The organism is Brumimicrobium glaciale, assembly GCF_004152935.1.
GTDB classification, from domain to species: Bacteria; Bacteroidota; Bacteroidia; order Flavobacteriales_D; family Crocinitomicaceae; genus Brumimicrobium; species Brumimicrobium glaciale.
The window spans coordinates 128,478-145,586 of the sequence record NZ_SETE01000001.1 but is presented as its reverse complement, the minus strand read 5'-3'; the positions used below and the strand labels follow the sequence as shown (position 1 = coordinate 145,586).

Here is a 17,109-nt window from a genome sequence, read left to right as displayed (position 1 = left end):
TAGAAATAGTATTTCCAGATGAGATCAGCGATTATATAAGTAAAAATCGATAGGATAACTTTACCGTCTCTCATTCTTTTCACTTCGCTCTCACTCTCTTTCTCACTCAACCTTCAACCACAAATATTCAACATTCATCGTTCATCATTACCTAATCCGTATCTCCACTCTCCTATTCGCCTGAATCTCAAAATCCGATTTCGCTTCGGGATATTTCATTTTTGTATTTCCCAAGCCAGCAATCTTAATTCGAGATTTTCTAATTCCGGTATCTACAAGGTATTCTCTCACTTTTTTAGCTCTCCTTGTAGATAAACTCTTCGCGCGCCAAGTATTTTTACCTAAACGGTGCACATGACCTTGAATTTCAATTTCTACTTCTGAATTAATGGCCATAAAATCTTTCAACCTTTTCAATTTAGTATAGGCTGTAGGAAGCAAAACATCTGATTGTGAAACAAATTCCAAACCTTCCAGCTCAATAGATTGATTTAATTGAATTGGTTCCAAAGGGATTATTATTTCAGTTCCTTCTATTTGACGTAGATTTATTTCACGATCCTCAAAGAAATAACCTGATGCATCAATCTTTAAATTAAATTTCATTAGTTCCGCTTTAGGAAAAACAAAATCTGAAACCATGTATAAAGCGTTGTTCTTTTTCGTTCCAGAAACAATAACTTTTGCAACTACAGGTAAATTTGTTCTGGCATCTCTAATCTTAATTTCAAATGCTCCATCAAAAATATCGTCTCTAAAATCATAAATCTTTTTCATCGCTTCAATATCTTTTGCAGTGATTTGATCACCAAAAGAAGAAATTAACACAAAATCTGATTGCGTAGCTAACTTTGAATTAATACAGATAATTAAGCTCTGGTTTGCTTCAACCTTTATAGAGTCCAATAAAAAAGTCAAAATATTCTTTCTATTGATTTCCCCTTTTTGAATTGGAGCTATGGAGCCATCATGGATAGATTCGCAACTTTCTCCATAGTCCAGCAAAAAAGCAGCGTAATCGAAGAAGAAATCAACTTTTTCAAGGGTAATTGATAAATAACCGGGCATATTTGTTTCACAACTAAACCACAAACTATTCAATTCATCACTTTTAAAAGTATTTTGAATAGCATTAAAATCATCAAACTCACCTCCATTTCCAGTTAATTGAAGATTTGAAGAAACGTTTGGCTCAATTTTTATTGCCCCAAAACAATCTCCAATATTATTTGCAACTCCAGGGTCAGAAGTGTATTTGGATTTTTCTTGACCAAATAGCAGCGCTGGAAATAAAAATATGTAAACTATGAATCTGTGTATCATTTAGTAGTTGAAATAAACCTATTATATGAAATCTAAAAATAAACAATTTAAACGCAATCAGTCAGAATTTAGAGATTGAGTTTAGAAAAATTTGATGAAAATTAATATTAAAATGCTCAACCAACTAAAAAATTCAGGTTCTATATAATTTTGTGTGGGTAGATTTAAAATCTATGGTTTTAATTGAAGCTAAACGATTGTTAATTTGGTTCTACTTTTATTTAAATGGAAACTTTCTGTTAAAATAGTTCGCTTAATTTTATAAACTCGTGTTGTTTAAGTACTTATTATTCTATATCCCAGAGGGACGGCATGTTAATAGGAATGGAAGTAAGTCTATCCTATTAGCGATACAAACCACAATATACTTGATTGTGAAAATGAAATGATAATCTTGATAAATACTTTAATTGGGTTACCAAGCTAAGTCGTAATTATTTAAAAAGAGATTCCTCGTCGTTTCACTCCATCGGAATGACAGGTTTTCGTTGGCTTGGGTGGGGTAAAATTTGCTCAAGCTTCGCTTAAGCAAATTTTACCCCAAAGACTTCTCTACGAACTGTCATTCCGATAGTTGAAAAAATATTAGATTTTAACAACTGAGGAATCCCTTCTTCCTTTTTACTAAAGTTTAACTTTAGATAAAATTAATTAATGCGATTATCGGCTGTATTATTGAAAAAACACATCGTTAAAATTAGGGATTAACGACCTATATTGGTATCCCAATACTTTAAAATACAATTCGTTTAGATTACCGTTAAATTCGTAGTAGAACTATTAATTTTTCGAAGGATTAAAATTAATCACTCACAGTATTTCATATAGAGCCAAAATCCAATATTTAAACAAATATTCAGATTTAATGAGCTGTTTTAATACTTAAATATAACTAAATTTGAGATTATGGTACAAGAATTTGACAACACGCTTTATATTCGATTAGGAGAAGATAAAATTAAGGATCTTGTGAATGCTTTTTATGAAAGAGTTTACAAACATCCTGTCTTAATACCAATATTTGATACCAATTCAATTGATGAAATTAAAGAAAAGCAGTTTCGTTTTTTAACTCAATTTTTAGGTGGTCCTCCACGTTACATTGAAAAATATGGACCGCCAAGAATGCGTCAGCGTCATTTACCACACAGAATCGATCAAAATGCTATGATTGCTTGGCTGTCTTGCATGAAAGAAGCAATTTCAACTTTGGCACTTTCTGAGGAAATAGCAGACGAATTATACAACAAATTTCCACAATTAGCGCAACACATGGTGAATAGTTAATCTTTTAGCAGTAGGCTTTAAGCTCTAGGCCTTAGGCTTGATTAGCCTTTAATTATGAATTGATTTCCTTATTACCAACCATTTCAATTGAAAAATCAATTTAACTTTTTTGGGTTACCCAGATAAGTCGTAATTATTTAAAAAAGAGATTCCTTGTCGTTTCACTCCACTTGTGCTGAGCTTGCCGATGTATCGGAATGACAGGTTTTAGTTGGTTAGAGTAAATTATACTCCAAAAACTCCCCTATGAACTGTCATTCCGTAATTGGGAAAATCTTATATTTTAGCAACTGAGGAATCCCTTCTTCCTTTTTTATAAAGTTAAACTCCATATAAAAACTAGTTATTAACAATCTATCTTGGTAGTCCAATAACTTTTTAAATACTGTAACGTGCATAAAGCTTAAAGCATACAGCCTAATGCTCAAAGCCGACAACCGACAACCTAAAACATTATGTAAATTGATCGTAAAAAGTGACCTTATTCAGTTAAACTACTTATTTTTGTAGGCTTAATATCAAATGGGTTATGAGCAATACAAAAATCAAGAGTGCAATCATTTCTGTTTTTAATAAAGACGGACTTGGACCAATCGTAAAAGAACTTTCAAATCAAGGCGTTACGATTTACAGCACAGGCGGAACACAATCATTTATTGAAGAGCTGGGAATAAAAGTTCTACGTGTAGAAGATTTAACTTCTTATCCTTCAATTTTAGGTGGTCGAGTAAAAACACTTCACCCTAAAGTTTTTGGCGGTATCTTGAACAGAAAAGACAACGCTAAAGATCAAGAACAATTAAAAGAATTTGATATCCCCTCTTTTGATTTGGTAATGGTAGACCTTTATCCATTTGAAGAAACAGTTGCCGCTGGAGGAACACACGAAGAAATCATTGAGAAGATTGATATCGGAGGAATTTCTTTAATTCGTGCAGCTGCAAAAAATTACAAAGACGTAATGTTGGTTTCTACAACAAAACAATACGCAGACTTTTTGTCAATTTTAACTGATCAAAAAGGAGAAATTACAGTTGAGCAAAGAAAAGCCTACGCAAAAGATGCTTTCAACGTAAGTTCACATTACGACACACATATTTTCAATTACTTCAATCAAGACGACGAAGCAGTATTCAAACAAAGTATTACTGAATCACAAGTTTTAAGATACGGTGAAAACCCACACCAAAAAGGAATTTTCTACGGAGGATTAGACAGTGTTTTTGACAAATTGCACGGTAAAGAACTTTCGTACAACAACCTTTTAGATGTTGATGCAGCAGTTAACCTAATGGAAGATTTCAAAAATGAAAATCCAACATTTGCTATTTTAAAACACAACAATGCTTGTGGTTTAGCGACTCGTTCAACAATTGAAGAAGCTTATGCGGCTGCTTTAGCGGGTGATCCTGTTTCTGCTTTTGGTGGAATATTGATTGCAAACACAAAAATTGACGCCAAAACTGCGACTTTAATCAATGATTTATTCTGTGAAGTGGTAATTGCTCCAACTTACGACGAAGAAGCGATTGAGATTTTAAAATCGAAGAAAAACAGAGTGATTCTGGTTCAAAAACCTTTCGAATTTCCTAAGAAACAATTCAGAACTATTTTGAATGGTGTTTTAGAACAAGACAGAGATTTAATTACAGATCAAATTGAAAATTTCGAAACGGTAACTAAGGTTGGAACAACAGACCAACAAAATAAAGATTTAGCATTTGCCAATAAATTGGTGAAACACACAAAATCAAATACCATCGTTTTAGCAAAAGACGGTCAATTATTAGCGAGTGGAACAGGTCAAACATCTAGAGTTGATGCATTGAATCAAGCTATTCACAAAGCAAAATCATTTAACTTTGATTTAAACGGAGCGGTAATGGCATCTGATGCATTTTTCCCATTCCCAGATTGTGTAGAAATTGCTGATAATGAAGGTATAAAAACAGTGATTCAACCAGGAGGTTCAATTAAAGATGAGTTATCAATTAAGTATTGTGACGAACACCAAATGGCGATGGTTTTCACTGGAAATCGTCACTTTAAACATTAATATAAAATAAATAAAAATTAGTTCGTAAATTTCCCTAAATTTGGGATTATATTTACTACACTATATAGACAATTTTAGCGCGGCAGAAACGATATGGGATTATTTGGCTTTTTAACACAAGATATTGCAATAGATTTAGGGACAGCAAACACACTCATCATAATGGATGATAAAGTGGTTGTTGATGAACCTTCAATTGTTGCTAGAGATATTCAAACAGGTAAAATTGTTGCTATTGGTAAAAAAGCCCAGCAAATGCATGGTAAAACCCATAAGCTAATTGAAACGGTTCGCCCGCTTCAAGATGGTGTAATTGCTGATTTCCAGTGTGCTGAACAAATGATTCGTGGAATGATCAAAATGATCAAGAAGCGCAAGAGTTTATTCAATCCTTCGTTAAGAATGGTAATTTGTATTCCATCTGGAATTACAGAAGTTGAAAAAAGAGCCGTTCGTGATTCTGCAGAACACGCAGGAGCAAAAGAAGTGTATTTGATTCATGAACCAATGGCTGCCGCAATAGGGATTGGAATTGACGTTGAAGAACCCATGGGAAATATGATTATTGATATCGGAGGAGGAACTTCTGAAATTGCAGTAATCGCTCTTGGTGGTATCGTTAGTGATAAATCAATTCGTGTAGCTGGAAATGACTTCACAAAAGATATTGAAGAATATATGCGCCGTCAACACAACATTTTGGTTGGAGAACGTACCGCAGAACAAATTAAAATTGAAGTAGGATCTGCATTGCCAGAATTAGATAATCCACCAGAAGATTTTGCTGTGCGTGGACGAGATTTAATGACAGGTATTCCAAAAGAAATTATCGTAAGCTACGTGGAAATTGCTCACGCTTTAGATAAATCAATTTCTAAAATCGAAGAAGCAATTTTGAGTGCTTTAGAAATGACACCGCCAGAACTTTCTGCAGATATTTACAAAACAGGAATCTATTTAGCTGGAGGTGGTTCAATGTTACGTGGACTAGATAAACGTATGTCATTAAAGACAAAACTACCGGTTCACATCGCAGAAGATCCATTAAGAGCAGTTGCCAGAGGTACAAGTATCGCTTTAAAAAATATAAACCGTTTCCAATTCTTGATAAGAGATTAAAAGCAATAATATTTCATGCTAAAGTTTATAGCATTCTTTCGAAGGTTCAGGGTATTTCTTGTCTTTCTGATTTTACAAATTGCCGCACTAAGTTCATACTTTACGGTTATGAGTTTCCCAAGAACAGCGTTCTTTAACTCATCTACAGCAGTAACAGGGACTTTATTGTCGTGGGAAAGAGATATTGTGAAATACCTTTATCTCGACGAAGCCAACGAAAAATTACAAGCCGAAAACGTGCTTCTTGAAAAAAGAATTGCTGATAATTTTATTTCTATTGATACCAATACTGCCTTAATTAATGACACCTTAAGAAGGTTAAGTTTTGAAAGAACTCCAGCAACAGTAATTAACTCCTCCCATACACACGCCAATAATTATTTTACTATTAATGCGGGAAGTGATAAAGGGATTGAAAGAAAAATGGGTGTTGTTTCATCGAATGGAATTGTAGGAATTGTTTATGATGTTTCAGAAAATTTCGCAATTGTAAAGTCTGTTTTAACTACAGATATAAATATCAGTGCTTTCATAAACAAGTCCAACGCACATGGTTTGATAAAATATGAAGGAACAAATCCAAGAAGAGTAAACCTCACAGGATTTTCTAATGATATTGAAGTAGAAATAGGATCAAAAGTTTTAGCACGAGGAAGCGGTGGATATTTTCCGCCTGGAGAACCCATTGGTATAGTTGAAAAAATTGAGCCTGTAGAAGGTCAGCCAAGATGGAATATTATCGTTAGACTGAACCAAGACATGAGAAAATTGAGGTATGTTTATGTGATCAAAAACATCCATAAATTGGAACTTGAAACATTAGAAAAAAAGATTCCTGAATTACAATGAATTATCTCGTAAAAAACATACTTCGTTTATTGATTTTTGTGCTTGCGCAAGGATTGATTTTTGGACAACTGCCTTTTGGATACGGAATTCATCCGATGATCTATCCTTTGTTTATTCTTATGCTTCCTTTCGACACCCGACCTGTTGTGCTAATGTTATTGGCTTTCATTGCAGGAGTAGGCGTCGACTTTTTTATGAATACCTTTGGTTTGCATGCCAGCGCTTCAGTGTTTATAGCTTACATTAGACCTGGAATTTTCAGACAATTTGCTCCAAGAGATGGATATGATATTCTTAAAGAACCAATTGCTAAAGATTGGGGATATCCTTGGTTCATTAAAGTTTCAGCACTTACAATTTTGCTTCACCATTTTTGGTTTTTCGGTCTTGAATATTTCAAATGGTCAGCTTGGCAAGAAATTCTTACCAGCACATTCTTAAGTTCCATTATAACTTTAACTATATTTATACTCATCCAAGTACTTTTCTTTAAAAAGTCTAAAAATGTATGAATTTAGAAAATAGACGTCTCGTTTTTATCCTCCTTTTCGTTTTTGTTGGTATTGTATTCACCGCTAGGCTTTTTTATATGCAAGTGGTTGATGACAAATGGATCGAACGTGCTGGAGAAGTTGCCAAGAAAAAAATCACGATTAAACCTCCACGAGGAATCTTGTATGATCGAAACGGTGAGAAAATAGTAGCCAATAAAACTTACTATAATCTCATGTTTATAGAAGATGATATTGAGCATTTGGATACACTCGCTTTCTCAAAACTTATTGGTTATTCTGTTGATTCTATTCACCTAAGATTTGCTGAAATACGCAAAGAACTTGATAGAAGAACACGCAGTAAAACGACAGGAAACGATACAGTTGTTAACGATTACCGAAGCTATTTACCTCATGCATTTTTGAAAGAATTATCCGCCGATGAAATTTCCGAAATTGCAATGGATCTTTCAGAGTTCAAAGGTTTTTATGAAGAACCAATGAGCATGCGCGATTATCCTTATCCTTATGGTGCAAATATTTATGGTTATCTGAATGAAATCAGTGGTCCAGAACTCAACGCAGACAGAAGATTTTATAGAGTTGGAGATTTCATTGGAAGATCAGGATTAGAGAAATATTATGAATATGAATTGCGAGGAAAGAAAGGAACGAAAGTTATCCTTACTTCTTCAAGAGGAAAATTGGTTGATAATTTCGCAGGTGGAAAATTAGATACAAATGCGCAACAAGGCCCTCCACTCCATTTAGGAATTGATATCATTCTTCAAGCTTATGGCGAGGAGCTCATGAAAAACAAGCTCGGATCAATTGTGGCAATTGAACCTTCAACTGGTGAAATCTTAGCAATGGTGAGTGCTCCAAGTTACAACCCTAATTTAATGGTTGGAACAAGGAATATTCGCACCAATTATCAAAAACTATATAAGGATACATTAAAACCATTTTATCCTCGACCACTTGCAGCAGAATATCCTCCAGGATCAATTTTCAAAGTCGTGAATGCATTAATTGGATTGCAAGAGGGTGTTATTGATGAAAATGCATCATTTCCTTGTACAAGATCTTGGGTTGGTTGTCACAATCATCCGCCAGCAAATAGCGTTTCAAAAGCAATTCAATATTCTTGTAATCCCTATTTCTATTACGAAGTAAAAAAGATTATTCAACAAGGTAAATATTCCAATAATTTTAAAGATGCAGCAGAAGGCCTCGCTATTTGGGAAAAGTATATGCACAGTTTCGGTTTTGGAATTAGACCAGAGACAGATATTTTTGGTTTAAGAAACGGAGTTATTCCAAATGTGGAATTTTATAATCACTGGTATGGAGAATACCGTTGGGCTTTTTCTACTATTCGATCGAATAGTATTGGTCAAGGAGAAGTTAAATTAACTCCCCTTCAGATGGCCAACTTAGCTGCTATCGTAGCAAATGAAGGATTTTATTATGAACCGCATTTAGTGAAAAGTATAGGTAATGAGGGTCCACAAGAAAAGTTTAAAGTTAAAAAATACACCATGGTGGAATCCAAACATTTTGGAGCTGTAAAAGAAGGAATGCGTGGTGCTGTTAATGAAGCACATGGAACAGCAAGAAGAGCAAGAATAAAAGATATAGTTGTAGCTGGAAAAACAGGAACAGCTCAAAATCCACATGGAGAAGACCACTCTGTTTTCATGGCATTTGCACCGTTTGATGATCCTAAAATTGCCATTGCAGTATTTGTTGAAAATGCGGGATTTGGAGGAACTTGGGCAGCACCAATTGCAAGTTTAATGATGGAGAAATACCTTACAGGTACAATAGCTGACTCGTTAAAAGAAAAAAGAATTTTAGACCAACGCTTTACAAATATTAATGAATAGTTTTAGAGAAAAAACAGTGGGGTGGGATTGGTTGACTATCGTGGTAGTTGCCGCGCTAGTATTGATGGGAATTGTCAACATTTACTCAGCGGCATACAATCCTGAAAGACCATTTTTATTTGATATTAAAACCCTTTATGGTAAACAAATAATGTGGATTGGAATCGGTCTTTTCCTAGGTATTGTAATATCGCTTATTGAGGCAGAATTCATCCGGAAACTTACTCCATTGGCATTTGTAACTGTTTTGATTTTGCTTGTTCTTGTATTGTTTACTGAACCCATTAATGGAGCTAGATCTTGGTTGGGAGTTGGTCCTTTTGGTGTGCAACCCTCCGAATTCTCTAAACTAACTACCGCGTTAATGTTAGCGTATATCATTTCCGAAAACAGAGGTAAATTGATCTCCAAGCGTTCCTTATTTCTAGCGTTATCTGTTGTTATAGGGACAATGCTATTGGTTTTGATTCAAAATGATACCGGAACTTTTTTGGTTTTTACAGCATTCTTTTTTGTAATGTACCGTGAAGGAATAACTTTTGATCCAATTATCTTATTCTTTTCCAACCGTGTTTTGGGATTAAGATTTAAACACACTTTCGTTGGAATTCACTTTATTCCTGTTCTATTCATCATCATTTTCCTCAGTATAATCACCTTGTATTTTACTGAGTCAAAACATACCTTTTCATTTCTGCCTGGTTATGATTTACCCGGTTGGATGCTACTATTGATAATTATCTCAGTTCTATTTATTATTTCTTTCTTCATCAATCAGAAACTTGCAGCGCAGAGAAATAAAAAGAAAATGAGAGCCGCAATTCTTATTGTGTATATCGTAACTGTCGGACTAGTTGGACTGATCTCTTATACTTATTTGAATGTTTTGCAGGTTCACCAAAAAGACAGAATTGATTTGTGGCTAGGTAAAATTCAAGATCAAGACGGAAAAGATTACAACAGAAACAGAGCTTTGGCTGCCGTTGGATCTGGTGGTTTTTCTGGTGTTGGATATCATGAGGCAATTTTATCTAGTCCAAGAAGTAAACACGTTCCTGAAAGTGAAACAGATTTTATATTCTCTGTATATTCCGAAGAATGGGGCTTTGTAGGCTCAGCAACTTTGGTGGTTCTTTTTACCGTTTTACTGGTCAGAATAATAGTCATTGCAGAACGGCAAAAGAGCCGATTTGCCAGGGTGTACGCCAATTCTGTCGCCATGATAATTTTCTATCACTTTGCAATTAATGTAGGTATGAACATTGGAATTATTCCAGTTATTGGAATTCCATTGCCCTTTTTTAGTTACGGTGGTTCATCCATGATGTCCTTCCTCATTATGATTCTTATTTTATTGAAATTAGATAGTCAACGTAAAGATGTCCTTGCATAATGAAAGAAAAATTTGATTCATTTACGCCTTTTCTTCAAGCGGTTCTACTCTTTACGATAGGCGCCGTTTCGTTTATCTTGATTTCTATCATCGTTACTTTGGTAATGACAATCAGCTACCCAGAAATGCCAGTTGACAACTTAACTATACAGCTCAAGTCGTTTCCTGTCCAGTATATGTTTATCAATTTCATGCCTTTCCAATTGGGATTTTTGCTTACTCCAGGAATTGTATACAGTTATTTAACTAAAGATGCCGAGAAAATAATCAGTAAACCAAAGCTGTCCACAATAGTATGGTCACTTCTATTATTTGTTTCAGTATTCTTCCTTTTGCCTTTTATAAGTGAAATTAACCTAGACATCACAAAGTTCCTCGGAGTTTATGAAGGACTTGTGGCTGCCAAAGAAATAGCAGACGAACAATTAACAAGCTTAGTAGGAAAAAGCGGTTCTATGAGTTTCTTTGCTGCATTATTAATCATTGGATTGATTACTGGAATTGCCGAAGAGTTTGCCTTCAGAAGATTCTTATTCCACCACATGTTGAACAGTACTAAGAAACTTACTTTGAGTTTAATCTCTAGTTCAGTCATTTTTGCCTTACTGCATTTCAATTACATTCAAATCCTTCCATTGTTCTCCTTTGGACTCGTATTAGGAATGATGTATTACGTTTCTGGAAGCATTATTCCAGGAATCATCATGCATGCGTTAAATAACATCTTGAATGTATATTGGCTAGCCAACGATAACTTTCCGTCGTGGATGAATGAGTTGGATTTGGTAGCAACTATTCCGGCTACGGTTTTGCTTTTAGGGTTGATTGTTTTTCGTTTTCAAACGAAAAACAATCAAATGAAAAGTGAGAAATGAAAAGTGAAAAATTCGTAGAACTCACTTTTAGAATTTACCTTCAATACTATCAAAAAAATAAACTAAAGCCCAATTATTCAGTCTTAGTTAAACTAATAAATCTTCATTTCTACATTGAAACACTTTAAAAAACGAAAAAAAACATTAAAGTCCAATTTTTAGTTTTTCATTCTTTTTTCCTCTACTTCAATTCTTCTGAAATGCGAAAAAATATATTGAAACCCTATTTTTCATTTTTAATTATTAATTTTTCATTATTTTTTTTCCACCCTAATCACCACTTTCTCCCCTTCAAACCCCAAAGTCTTAGAACTCTCAAAAGTCATGGATTTACGTTTCCTTTCCACAACTTCATAATCTCCGCTAAACTTAAAAGTTTGTTGTTCGACTTCTTCGGTGTAGAAATCTTCACAATCTTCTGGAGCTACAATTCTAGAAATAGTAAACAGTTCCGCTTTTTCGTTGAATTGCCAGTAGAATTGACTTTGCTTTCCTTCAAGCGTCCAAGTTGCAGTGCATAATGTTTCATAGATGTCGCAATCATTTACTTGCCATGTTGGTAAAGGAGTAATGTTTTGACCATCAACGGAAAGTTCTACAACTTCCCATGTTCCTGCTTTCATCAGCTTCTTTGAAGCACGATTGTTTTTGTCGCAAGCTGCAAAAATAAATGCTGTTGCTAGTAATAATATTGTTAGCTTTTTCATATTGTTTATTTTTAATCCGATAGAAATCGGATGAAAAGCGAAAAATTAAAAATACTATTTCAACACCATTTTTAATTTTTCACTTTTCATTCTTCATTTTAAATTACTGTTTCACCAATCGTTTCACATGACGTTCTCCATCAACAAACAAATGTACCAAATATATACCACTCGCTAATGATGCTGTTGGTAATTGATGTTCCGTTTGACCTCCTCGCAATGTTTGACCTTTAAATGCCGTTCCTAAAGTTCGCCCATTCATGTCTGTGATAAACAAATCTCCTTTAGCAGATTCATTTAAAGTAATACTCACCGTAGAACTCCCACTTGTTGGATTTGGGAAGATGCTGAAGTCGAAGATGTCTCGAACGTCTTCTTCGTACACTATTGTTGAATCATTGTTGAAGATAGGCATATTGGAAGAATTAGCTTGATATCTTTTTATATTTCCACAGAAGCTAGTCACAGTATCAGATATTACTGCTGGCATTGGATTACTGAAATCTAAAACAGGATCAACTTGCCAAATCATTTCAGGGGGAGTATTTGTTTCCGGTTCCACTAAAACTTCGTTTCCTGCTTCAATTAGAACATTAATACCGTTCCCAACCATAAAATCACCTGATAAAGTAATGTCATTCCAAGCTTTGCAATTGTATATTGTGCCATTTAAGGTACAGCCTTCAATTTGAGAACCATCAAAATTCACTTCGTTTAAATAGAGGTTTTCAGGGTACTGAGTGATGTCTCCTGCCGATCCAGGTAAATTAGGATAAAGAGAGTTCGTAAAACTGTCGTCGATATCTTCTGGATTAATTTTATATGTAAAAACGTAAGTGTATTCATGAGGTGAACCATCCGTCTTTTCACCTTCAAAAGTAACGTTTATAATTAGCTTTAGATAAATATCACCTATTTCATAATTTGTAACGACATCTTTTGTAAGTAAATCATTAATAAATGAACATGAAGAATAAGGTCTATTTATAATGCTGTTTATTCGATCCTTTCTCGTTATCCACAAAGGTTTTTCTGTGAATTTTTTATTAATTCCAAAACTAAATGTGGAGCTATTAAGGGCATCAATTGGAACATGTAATGTTTGATAATCCAAATCATCAAAAATAATATTATTGTCCTTATACACTTCTATCTCTTTTGGATTAAAGCTAGAACTTTCAATATTTATATTTCTATTTGGCAAGCTAATAATTTGGGTTGATTCGTCTGAACTGTAACTAAGGGAATTAGAATAAGGATTAGTAGATAATTTCAACCCACCCTCTACAATAAAACTCGTTTCTATCGTATAATTCTTAATAGTTAAACTAGAATTAAAGGTATATTTAAGTTCTTCTGCTAGTTCTATCTGAATTTCTTCTTCAATATTTGCTTCATTCAAATCATACGTTTCACTACCTTCATAGGGAGCCTCTGGCCAATAATCAAAATTAGAAAAAGGGGTAGACTTGTAGACCTCGCAAGAAAAGTCTTTGAATGTTCTGGAAATATTAATTTTCGGACTTTTAAGCAACGCAAAGACGCCTAATGCATCATTATAAACTGGATAAAAATGCTGATTTGGTAAATCATTTGTTATAGAACTACCATAAGTACCTGGTGTATATATCGTTGGCCCATTTTTAGTATCTATATCTTGCATTCTACCTTTGAAGTTCATTTCTGAAAAATTAGCCATTGGCTTGATAGGAACGGCAGGTGATTCTTTCTCTTTGAAATTATCATTAATATATGTCATCAGCTCTTCTCCCAATATTTTTTCTGCCGCTTTAAATATCTTCTCCCATCTATCTTTAATTTTAGTGCTATCTGAACCACCTATCTCTGGGGCAAATTGTAACAAGCCACTTATTAATTGTTGGGAAAGCGTAGTGCCTCCTGATGAAGCAACCGCAACACCAAATTTAACTGCATGTTTTACCCATTTAACTATAGCTAAATTTTTTTTCACTTTCTTATTATGTACACCATTAATGTTTAACGTACTATCATACACCTCCATATCATCAATATAATCATCAAACATAGATTGCATATTTTTGTACATTATAAAACCACCACCTACTATTTCAGGGTTATCATAATCAACAGAAAAATTACCTAAATAATCTTGTTGAGGGTTGATAAAGTCGCCATTAGCATCTATAATCTCTTCGCTTGTCTCAATACCTCTCCCATAAAGTTTAAAATCAATATTCTCAATTAATTCAACATCTATATTAAATGCTGATGAATAAACGCAAACACATGGATCATGAGCGACAGTGAAGTCTGCAATTATCCAACGTTAACTGTCGTTTGGAGAAGCTGCTAATGCACCTATAGACCTTACAACAGTAGATTGATCTAAACTCTGATCAATTCCGTTTTGCAAACGAAATAACCCATTGAGTTCCATTCCTTCGCTGTTATTTAAAGTTAATCTAATTCTTGCTGCGTCATACGCATTATGTTGCGCCCACTCTTCTTGAATATTTACAAACACTCGAATTTTACCCAAATATCTTTGATAAAGAATCACATAAGGCATGGTAGGATATTTATTTGATTCACCATCCACATCTAAAAATTTTGTCCCGTTTGGAAAAAAGCCTAAGTTTACACCCAATAGTTCCCAACCATTTTGGTGATTTGGTATAAAACCACCTATACCGTTTGTAGGCATTATCACTTCATCATTAATATATTGATAAAAGGGGTCCGTACCAGTTGCGTTGTCATATAGAGAACGCATAACTTGACTAGATCCTAATCCTGGCAAATCAGAGGTTTGAAGGTCACTCAAACCTCCAGCTGGTGAAAAAGGTATCCAATTAAAATTATTCAGAAACAACAAATCATACGAAACCACTGGATGAATGTCATTTGGCAAGTTTGTATTCGATGGTGCTTTCGGGTCTGTACTCACATTATTCAAGCATGGAGCATTTTGACTCAAACAATGACAACCTACAATGCAAAATATAATCAATACTATTCTTTTCATAATTTCTAGTTTAGTTTTCGGCCGTAAATATGTTTATTGACTTCTTTATTTGGATCTCCATCTATTCTATAGAAATATTTCATTTCACAAATTCCACTTAAATGATTCCAAGCCTTAAAAGCTCCAATACTTTCACAAGATCCTGTAGGAGTTCCGCTTACTTGGAAATACCTATAACTTTTTGATCCTCTGAAATAATTCCCTGGACATGTTGAGCCTTCTCCGTCAAAATTTGTAATATCTGCAGTTAAGCAGTCATTCCATGGGGCGTATTGTTTAAATTCAATTTTGATATCAATGGAATCTGAACTGTTCTTCTCTGCCATTCGGAAGGTACCTTCCAAAAGATAGGGTTCGTGACACATCTCATAAATTTTAAACGTTTTCGTAATTGAGTCATATCCATCATCATTTGGAAAACAAATGAGGTTAGGCTTCTTCTTAACAACTAGTGTTACAGGTATAGTGCTGCCGATCCATTCAGTTCCAAAATTTGAAAATACTTCACGTTCATACTCTTTATCAGCTCCTATATACCATGTATATTCAGCATCATTCTGTTTAGCACGAAATCGAACCTCTTTGGTCGACCATGATAATACATTATCGGTAGTGGTTAATGCGCCTCCACCACCGGCGAATGAATGTCTTTCCAAAATATCAAAATCCGCACTCACCTCACTCGCACAATCACAAGGATCCGCCGTCTTCTTTATTTCTAACTGATCTTTTTTACAAGCAAATATCACAAGTAAAAACACAGAAGCGAGCAGTAGTAATTTTATTAAAGTTTTCATAGCATTTATAAATTACGAATGATGAATTGTCAATTACGAATTCGATCATTATTGGTTTGTAAGTTTCAATTTATCATTTATTTTTGTTCTTCTGATAAATTACTTATCATTTTTTCAAGGCGCGTGATGCGTTCTTCCAATGCAGGCTCTTCTTCATCTGTTGATTCTACCTCCACAACTCGCTCTTCCAGTTCTAAGATATAAAGAGTCAACTCCTCTACCTTTTCAACCAGAAGTCTATTGATTTCTCCAATATCAGCACCATTTTCCTCTACCTCTAATGCCGTTGGCATATTTGGGAGGTGTTTGTTGGTGTTTATAAAGTCTCTAAGCTCTGAAAAAGTTTTTAGTTCGTAATCAGGTTGGAAAACATAGTCGGGAAATGGATTAAGAGTTGTGATGTATTTTCTTGCGTAAACTTCACCTGCTCCAGTAACTTGAAAGTTAGCTTCATTATCATCACCGCCATACCCTTCAAAAATATTACTGTTATCATCTTTCACTTTAACACGGATTCCGAACTTATCAGTTCCCATAGATTCGACACTTAATCCATTGTCCAAATGAGCCTGAATATTGAATTTACCCAATTTATTACCAGTGTTATTGGCGTTACCGTTAATTGAAATTCTATTAGAAACATTTGAGAATCTCATAATCAAACCGCTACTAGCAAAAGACAAATCCCCAGATTCCCAGTTGGCTATACTTAAATCATTCTTTGACATTCTAATAATTCCTCCGTCAAATTCTCCTGAACCTGTGAATGAGTTTGTTAGCCCTATACGTGAAGTAGGACCATGATTAGTAGTAGATTTGAGCACGTTATTATTGCCTAGCTCTTTATCATTACCATTGTTCGTATTTATTGAGGTTGCTGGCGGGCCTCCTGGCCCTTGCCCTGTGATTGTAGTAAAATAATCGGCCACTCCATGTACTTGTAAATTGAAATTGGGCAGCACAGTTGTGCTAGAAGAAGGATTTGTACCAATACCAATGTATCCACTCTGTAATGCGTTACTGGTGGTTTCTGTCCAAGGCGTGTTAAATTGTGCTTGCACCGCAGTTGAAACTGAAGCAATTGCCAGAATAGTCAATAGTTTTTTCATAATTAAAGTGTTTAATTTCCATAAAGTTAAGTTAAGTTAAAAGCAAATAAATTCTATTTTTTTTAAGAATAAAAGAATGTTACTTTTAATTGAAAATTGGGAATCTGAATGGCCTTGGAAAAAGAACCTGTAGATTCCAAATTTAAAATCCTATAAGTTCAATGCTATTCAAGAAATCACAATCCCAGCTACAACACTTATAAA

14 protein-coding genes are annotated in these 17,109 nt (G+C 34.4%); 8 read left to right on the top strand and 6 right to left on the bottom strand.

Annotation, left to right across the window (positions count from 1 at the left end; translation table 11 throughout):
* Positions 1 to 147: 147 nt before the first annotated feature.
* Entirely contained in the window at positions 148 to 1,323 is a 1,176-nt protein-coding gene (locus ERX46_RS00570; RefSeq protein WP_130091882.1) for an OmpA family protein, read from the bottom strand.
* A gap of 906 nt (positions 1,324 to 2,229) precedes the next feature.
* Here ERX46_RS00570 and ERX46_RS00565 point away from each other — a divergent pair.
* From ERX46_RS00565 to ERX46_RS00530, 8 genes are all read left to right on the top strand, one after another.
* On the top strand, positions 2,230 to 2,610 hold the full coding sequence (locus tag ERX46_RS00565) for a globin domain-containing protein (RefSeq protein ID WP_130091881.1): 381 nt from the start codon (positions 2,230 to 2,232) through the stop codon (positions 2,608 to 2,610).
* Positions 2,611 to 3,139: 529 nt separating this feature from the next.
* On the top strand, positions 3,140 to 4,666 hold the full coding sequence (purH, locus tag ERX46_RS00560; RefSeq protein WP_130091880.1) for a bifunctional phosphoribosylaminoimidazolecarboxamide formyltransferase/IMP cyclohydrolase: 1,527 nt from the start codon (positions 3,140 to 3,142) through the stop codon (positions 4,664 to 4,666).
* Positions 4,667 to 4,759: 93 nt separating this feature from the next.
* The gene (locus tag ERX46_RS00555) at positions 4,760 to 5,785 is read left to right on the top strand and encodes a rod shape-determining protein (protein ID WP_130091879.1); all 1,026 of its coding nucleotides are present in this window, start codon (positions 4,760 to 4,762) and stop codon (positions 5,783 to 5,785) included.
* 108 nt (positions 5,786 to 5,893) lie between these two features.
* Positions 5,894 to 6,634 (top strand): rod shape-determining protein MreC, encoded by a 741-nt coding sequence (gene mreC, locus ERX46_RS00550; RefSeq protein WP_165366105.1) that lies wholly within the window; start codon positions 5,894 to 5,896, stop codon positions 6,632 to 6,634.
* The gene (locus ERX46_RS00545; protein WP_130091877.1) at positions 6,631 to 7,146 is read left to right on the top strand and encodes a rod shape-determining protein MreD; all 516 of its coding nucleotides are present in this window, start codon (positions 6,631 to 6,633) and stop codon (positions 7,144 to 7,146) included. The genes mreC and ERX46_RS00545 overlap by 4 nt, the downstream gene beginning before the upstream one ends.
* Positions 7,143 to 9,017 (top strand): penicillin-binding transpeptidase domain-containing protein, encoded by a 1,875-nt coding sequence (locus ERX46_RS00540; RefSeq protein WP_130091876.1) that lies wholly within the window; start codon positions 7,143 to 7,145, stop codon positions 9,015 to 9,017. Before ERX46_RS00545 ends, ERX46_RS00540 begins: the two co-directional genes overlap by 4 nt.
* Positions 9,010 to 10,410, top strand: a complete 1,401-nt coding sequence (gene rodA / locus ERX46_RS00535; RefSeq protein ID WP_130091875.1) for a rod shape-determining protein RodA — start codon at positions 9,010 to 9,012, stop codon at positions 10,408 to 10,410. The genes ERX46_RS00540 and rodA overlap by 8 nt, the downstream gene beginning before the upstream one ends.
* A complete protein-coding gene (locus ERX46_RS00530; protein WP_130091874.1) occupies positions 10,410 to 11,285 on the top strand; it encodes a CPBP family intramembrane glutamic endopeptidase in 876 nt (291 codons plus the stop codon). Before rodA ends, ERX46_RS00530 begins: the two co-directional genes overlap by 1 nt.
* Before the next feature lie 254 nt (positions 11,286 to 11,539).
* Here ERX46_RS00530 and ERX46_RS00525 read toward each other — a convergent pair whose 3' ends face one another.
* The 5 genes from ERX46_RS00525 to ERX46_RS00505 form a co-directional block, all read right to left on the bottom strand.
* Positions 11,540 to 11,992: a hypothetical protein gene (locus ERX46_RS00525; protein WP_130091873.1), complete on the bottom strand. Its 453-nt coding sequence runs from the start codon at positions 11,990 to 11,992 to the stop codon at positions 11,540 to 11,542.
* A gap of 103 nt (positions 11,993 to 12,095) precedes the next feature.
* On the bottom strand, positions 12,096 to 14,048 hold the full coding sequence (locus ERX46_RS00520; RefSeq protein WP_165366104.1) for a T9SS type A sorting domain-containing protein: 1,953 nt from the start codon (positions 14,046 to 14,048) through the stop codon (positions 12,096 to 12,098).
* Positions 14,049 to 14,300: 252 nt separating this feature from the next.
* Positions 14,301 to 14,999 carry a hypothetical protein gene (locus ERX46_RS00515; RefSeq protein WP_130091871.1) on the bottom strand — a complete coding sequence of 233 codons (699 nt, stop codon included), beginning with the start codon at positions 14,997 to 14,999 and terminating at the stop codon, positions 14,301 to 14,303.
* A 5-nt stretch (positions 15,000 to 15,004) separates the two neighbouring features.
* Positions 15,005 to 15,796 carry a hypothetical protein gene (locus tag ERX46_RS00510; RefSeq protein WP_130091870.1) on the bottom strand — a complete coding sequence of 264 codons (792 nt, stop codon included), beginning with the start codon at positions 15,794 to 15,796 and terminating at the stop codon, positions 15,005 to 15,007.
* A 77-nt stretch (positions 15,797 to 15,873) separates the two neighbouring features.
* Positions 15,874 to 16,905: a hypothetical protein gene (locus ERX46_RS00505; protein WP_130091869.1), complete on the bottom strand. Its 1,032-nt coding sequence runs from the start codon at positions 16,903 to 16,905 to the stop codon at positions 15,874 to 15,876.
* Between the last annotated feature and the right edge of the window lie 204 nt (positions 16,906 to 17,109).

Coding starts and splice junctions, on each gene's coding strand:
- ERX46_RS00570 (WP_130091882.1), bottom strand. CDS start 1,323: ATGATACACAGATTCATAGTTTACATATTTTTATTTCCAGCGCTGCTA.
- ERX46_RS00565 (WP_130091881.1), top strand. CDS start 2,230: ATGGTACAAGAATTTGACAACACGCTTTATATTCGATTAGGAGAAGAT.
- purH (WP_130091880.1), top strand. CDS start 3,140: ATGAGCAATACAAAAATCAAGAGTGCAATCATTTCTGTTTTTAATAAA.
- ERX46_RS00555 (WP_130091879.1), top strand. CDS start 4,760: ATGGGATTATTTGGCTTTTTAACACAAGATATTGCAATAGATTTAGGG.
- mreC (WP_165366105.1), top strand. CDS start 5,894: ATGAGTTTCCCAAGAACAGCGTTCTTTAACTCATCTACAGCAGTAACA.
- ERX46_RS00545 (WP_130091877.1), top strand. CDS start 6,631: ATGAATTATCTCGTAAAAAACATACTTCGTTTATTGATTTTTGTGCTT.
- ERX46_RS00540 (WP_130091876.1), top strand. CDS start 7,143: ATGAATTTAGAAAATAGACGTCTCGTTTTTATCCTCCTTTTCGTTTTT.
- rodA (WP_130091875.1), top strand. CDS start 9,010: ATGAATAGTTTTAGAGAAAAAACAGTGGGGTGGGATTGGTTGACTATC.
- ERX46_RS00530 (WP_130091874.1), top strand. CDS start 10,410: ATGAAAGAAAAATTTGATTCATTTACGCCTTTTCTTCAAGCGGTTCTA.
- ERX46_RS00525 (WP_130091873.1), bottom strand. CDS start 11,992: ATGAAAAAGCTAACAATATTATTACTAGCAACAGCATTTATTTTTGCA.
- ERX46_RS00520 (WP_165366104.1), bottom strand. CDS start 14,048: ATGCAATCTATGTTTGATGATTATATTGATGATATGGAGGTGTATGAT.
- ERX46_RS00515 (WP_130091871.1), bottom strand. CDS start 14,999: ATGAAAAGAATAGTATTGATTATATTTTGCATTGTAGGTTGTCATTGT.
- ERX46_RS00510 (WP_130091870.1), bottom strand. CDS start 15,796: ATGAAAACTTTAATAAAATTACTACTGCTCGCTTCTGTGTTTTTACTT.
- ERX46_RS00505 (WP_130091869.1), bottom strand. CDS start 16,905: ATGAAAAAACTATTGACTATTCTGGCAATTGCTTCAGTTTCAACTGCG.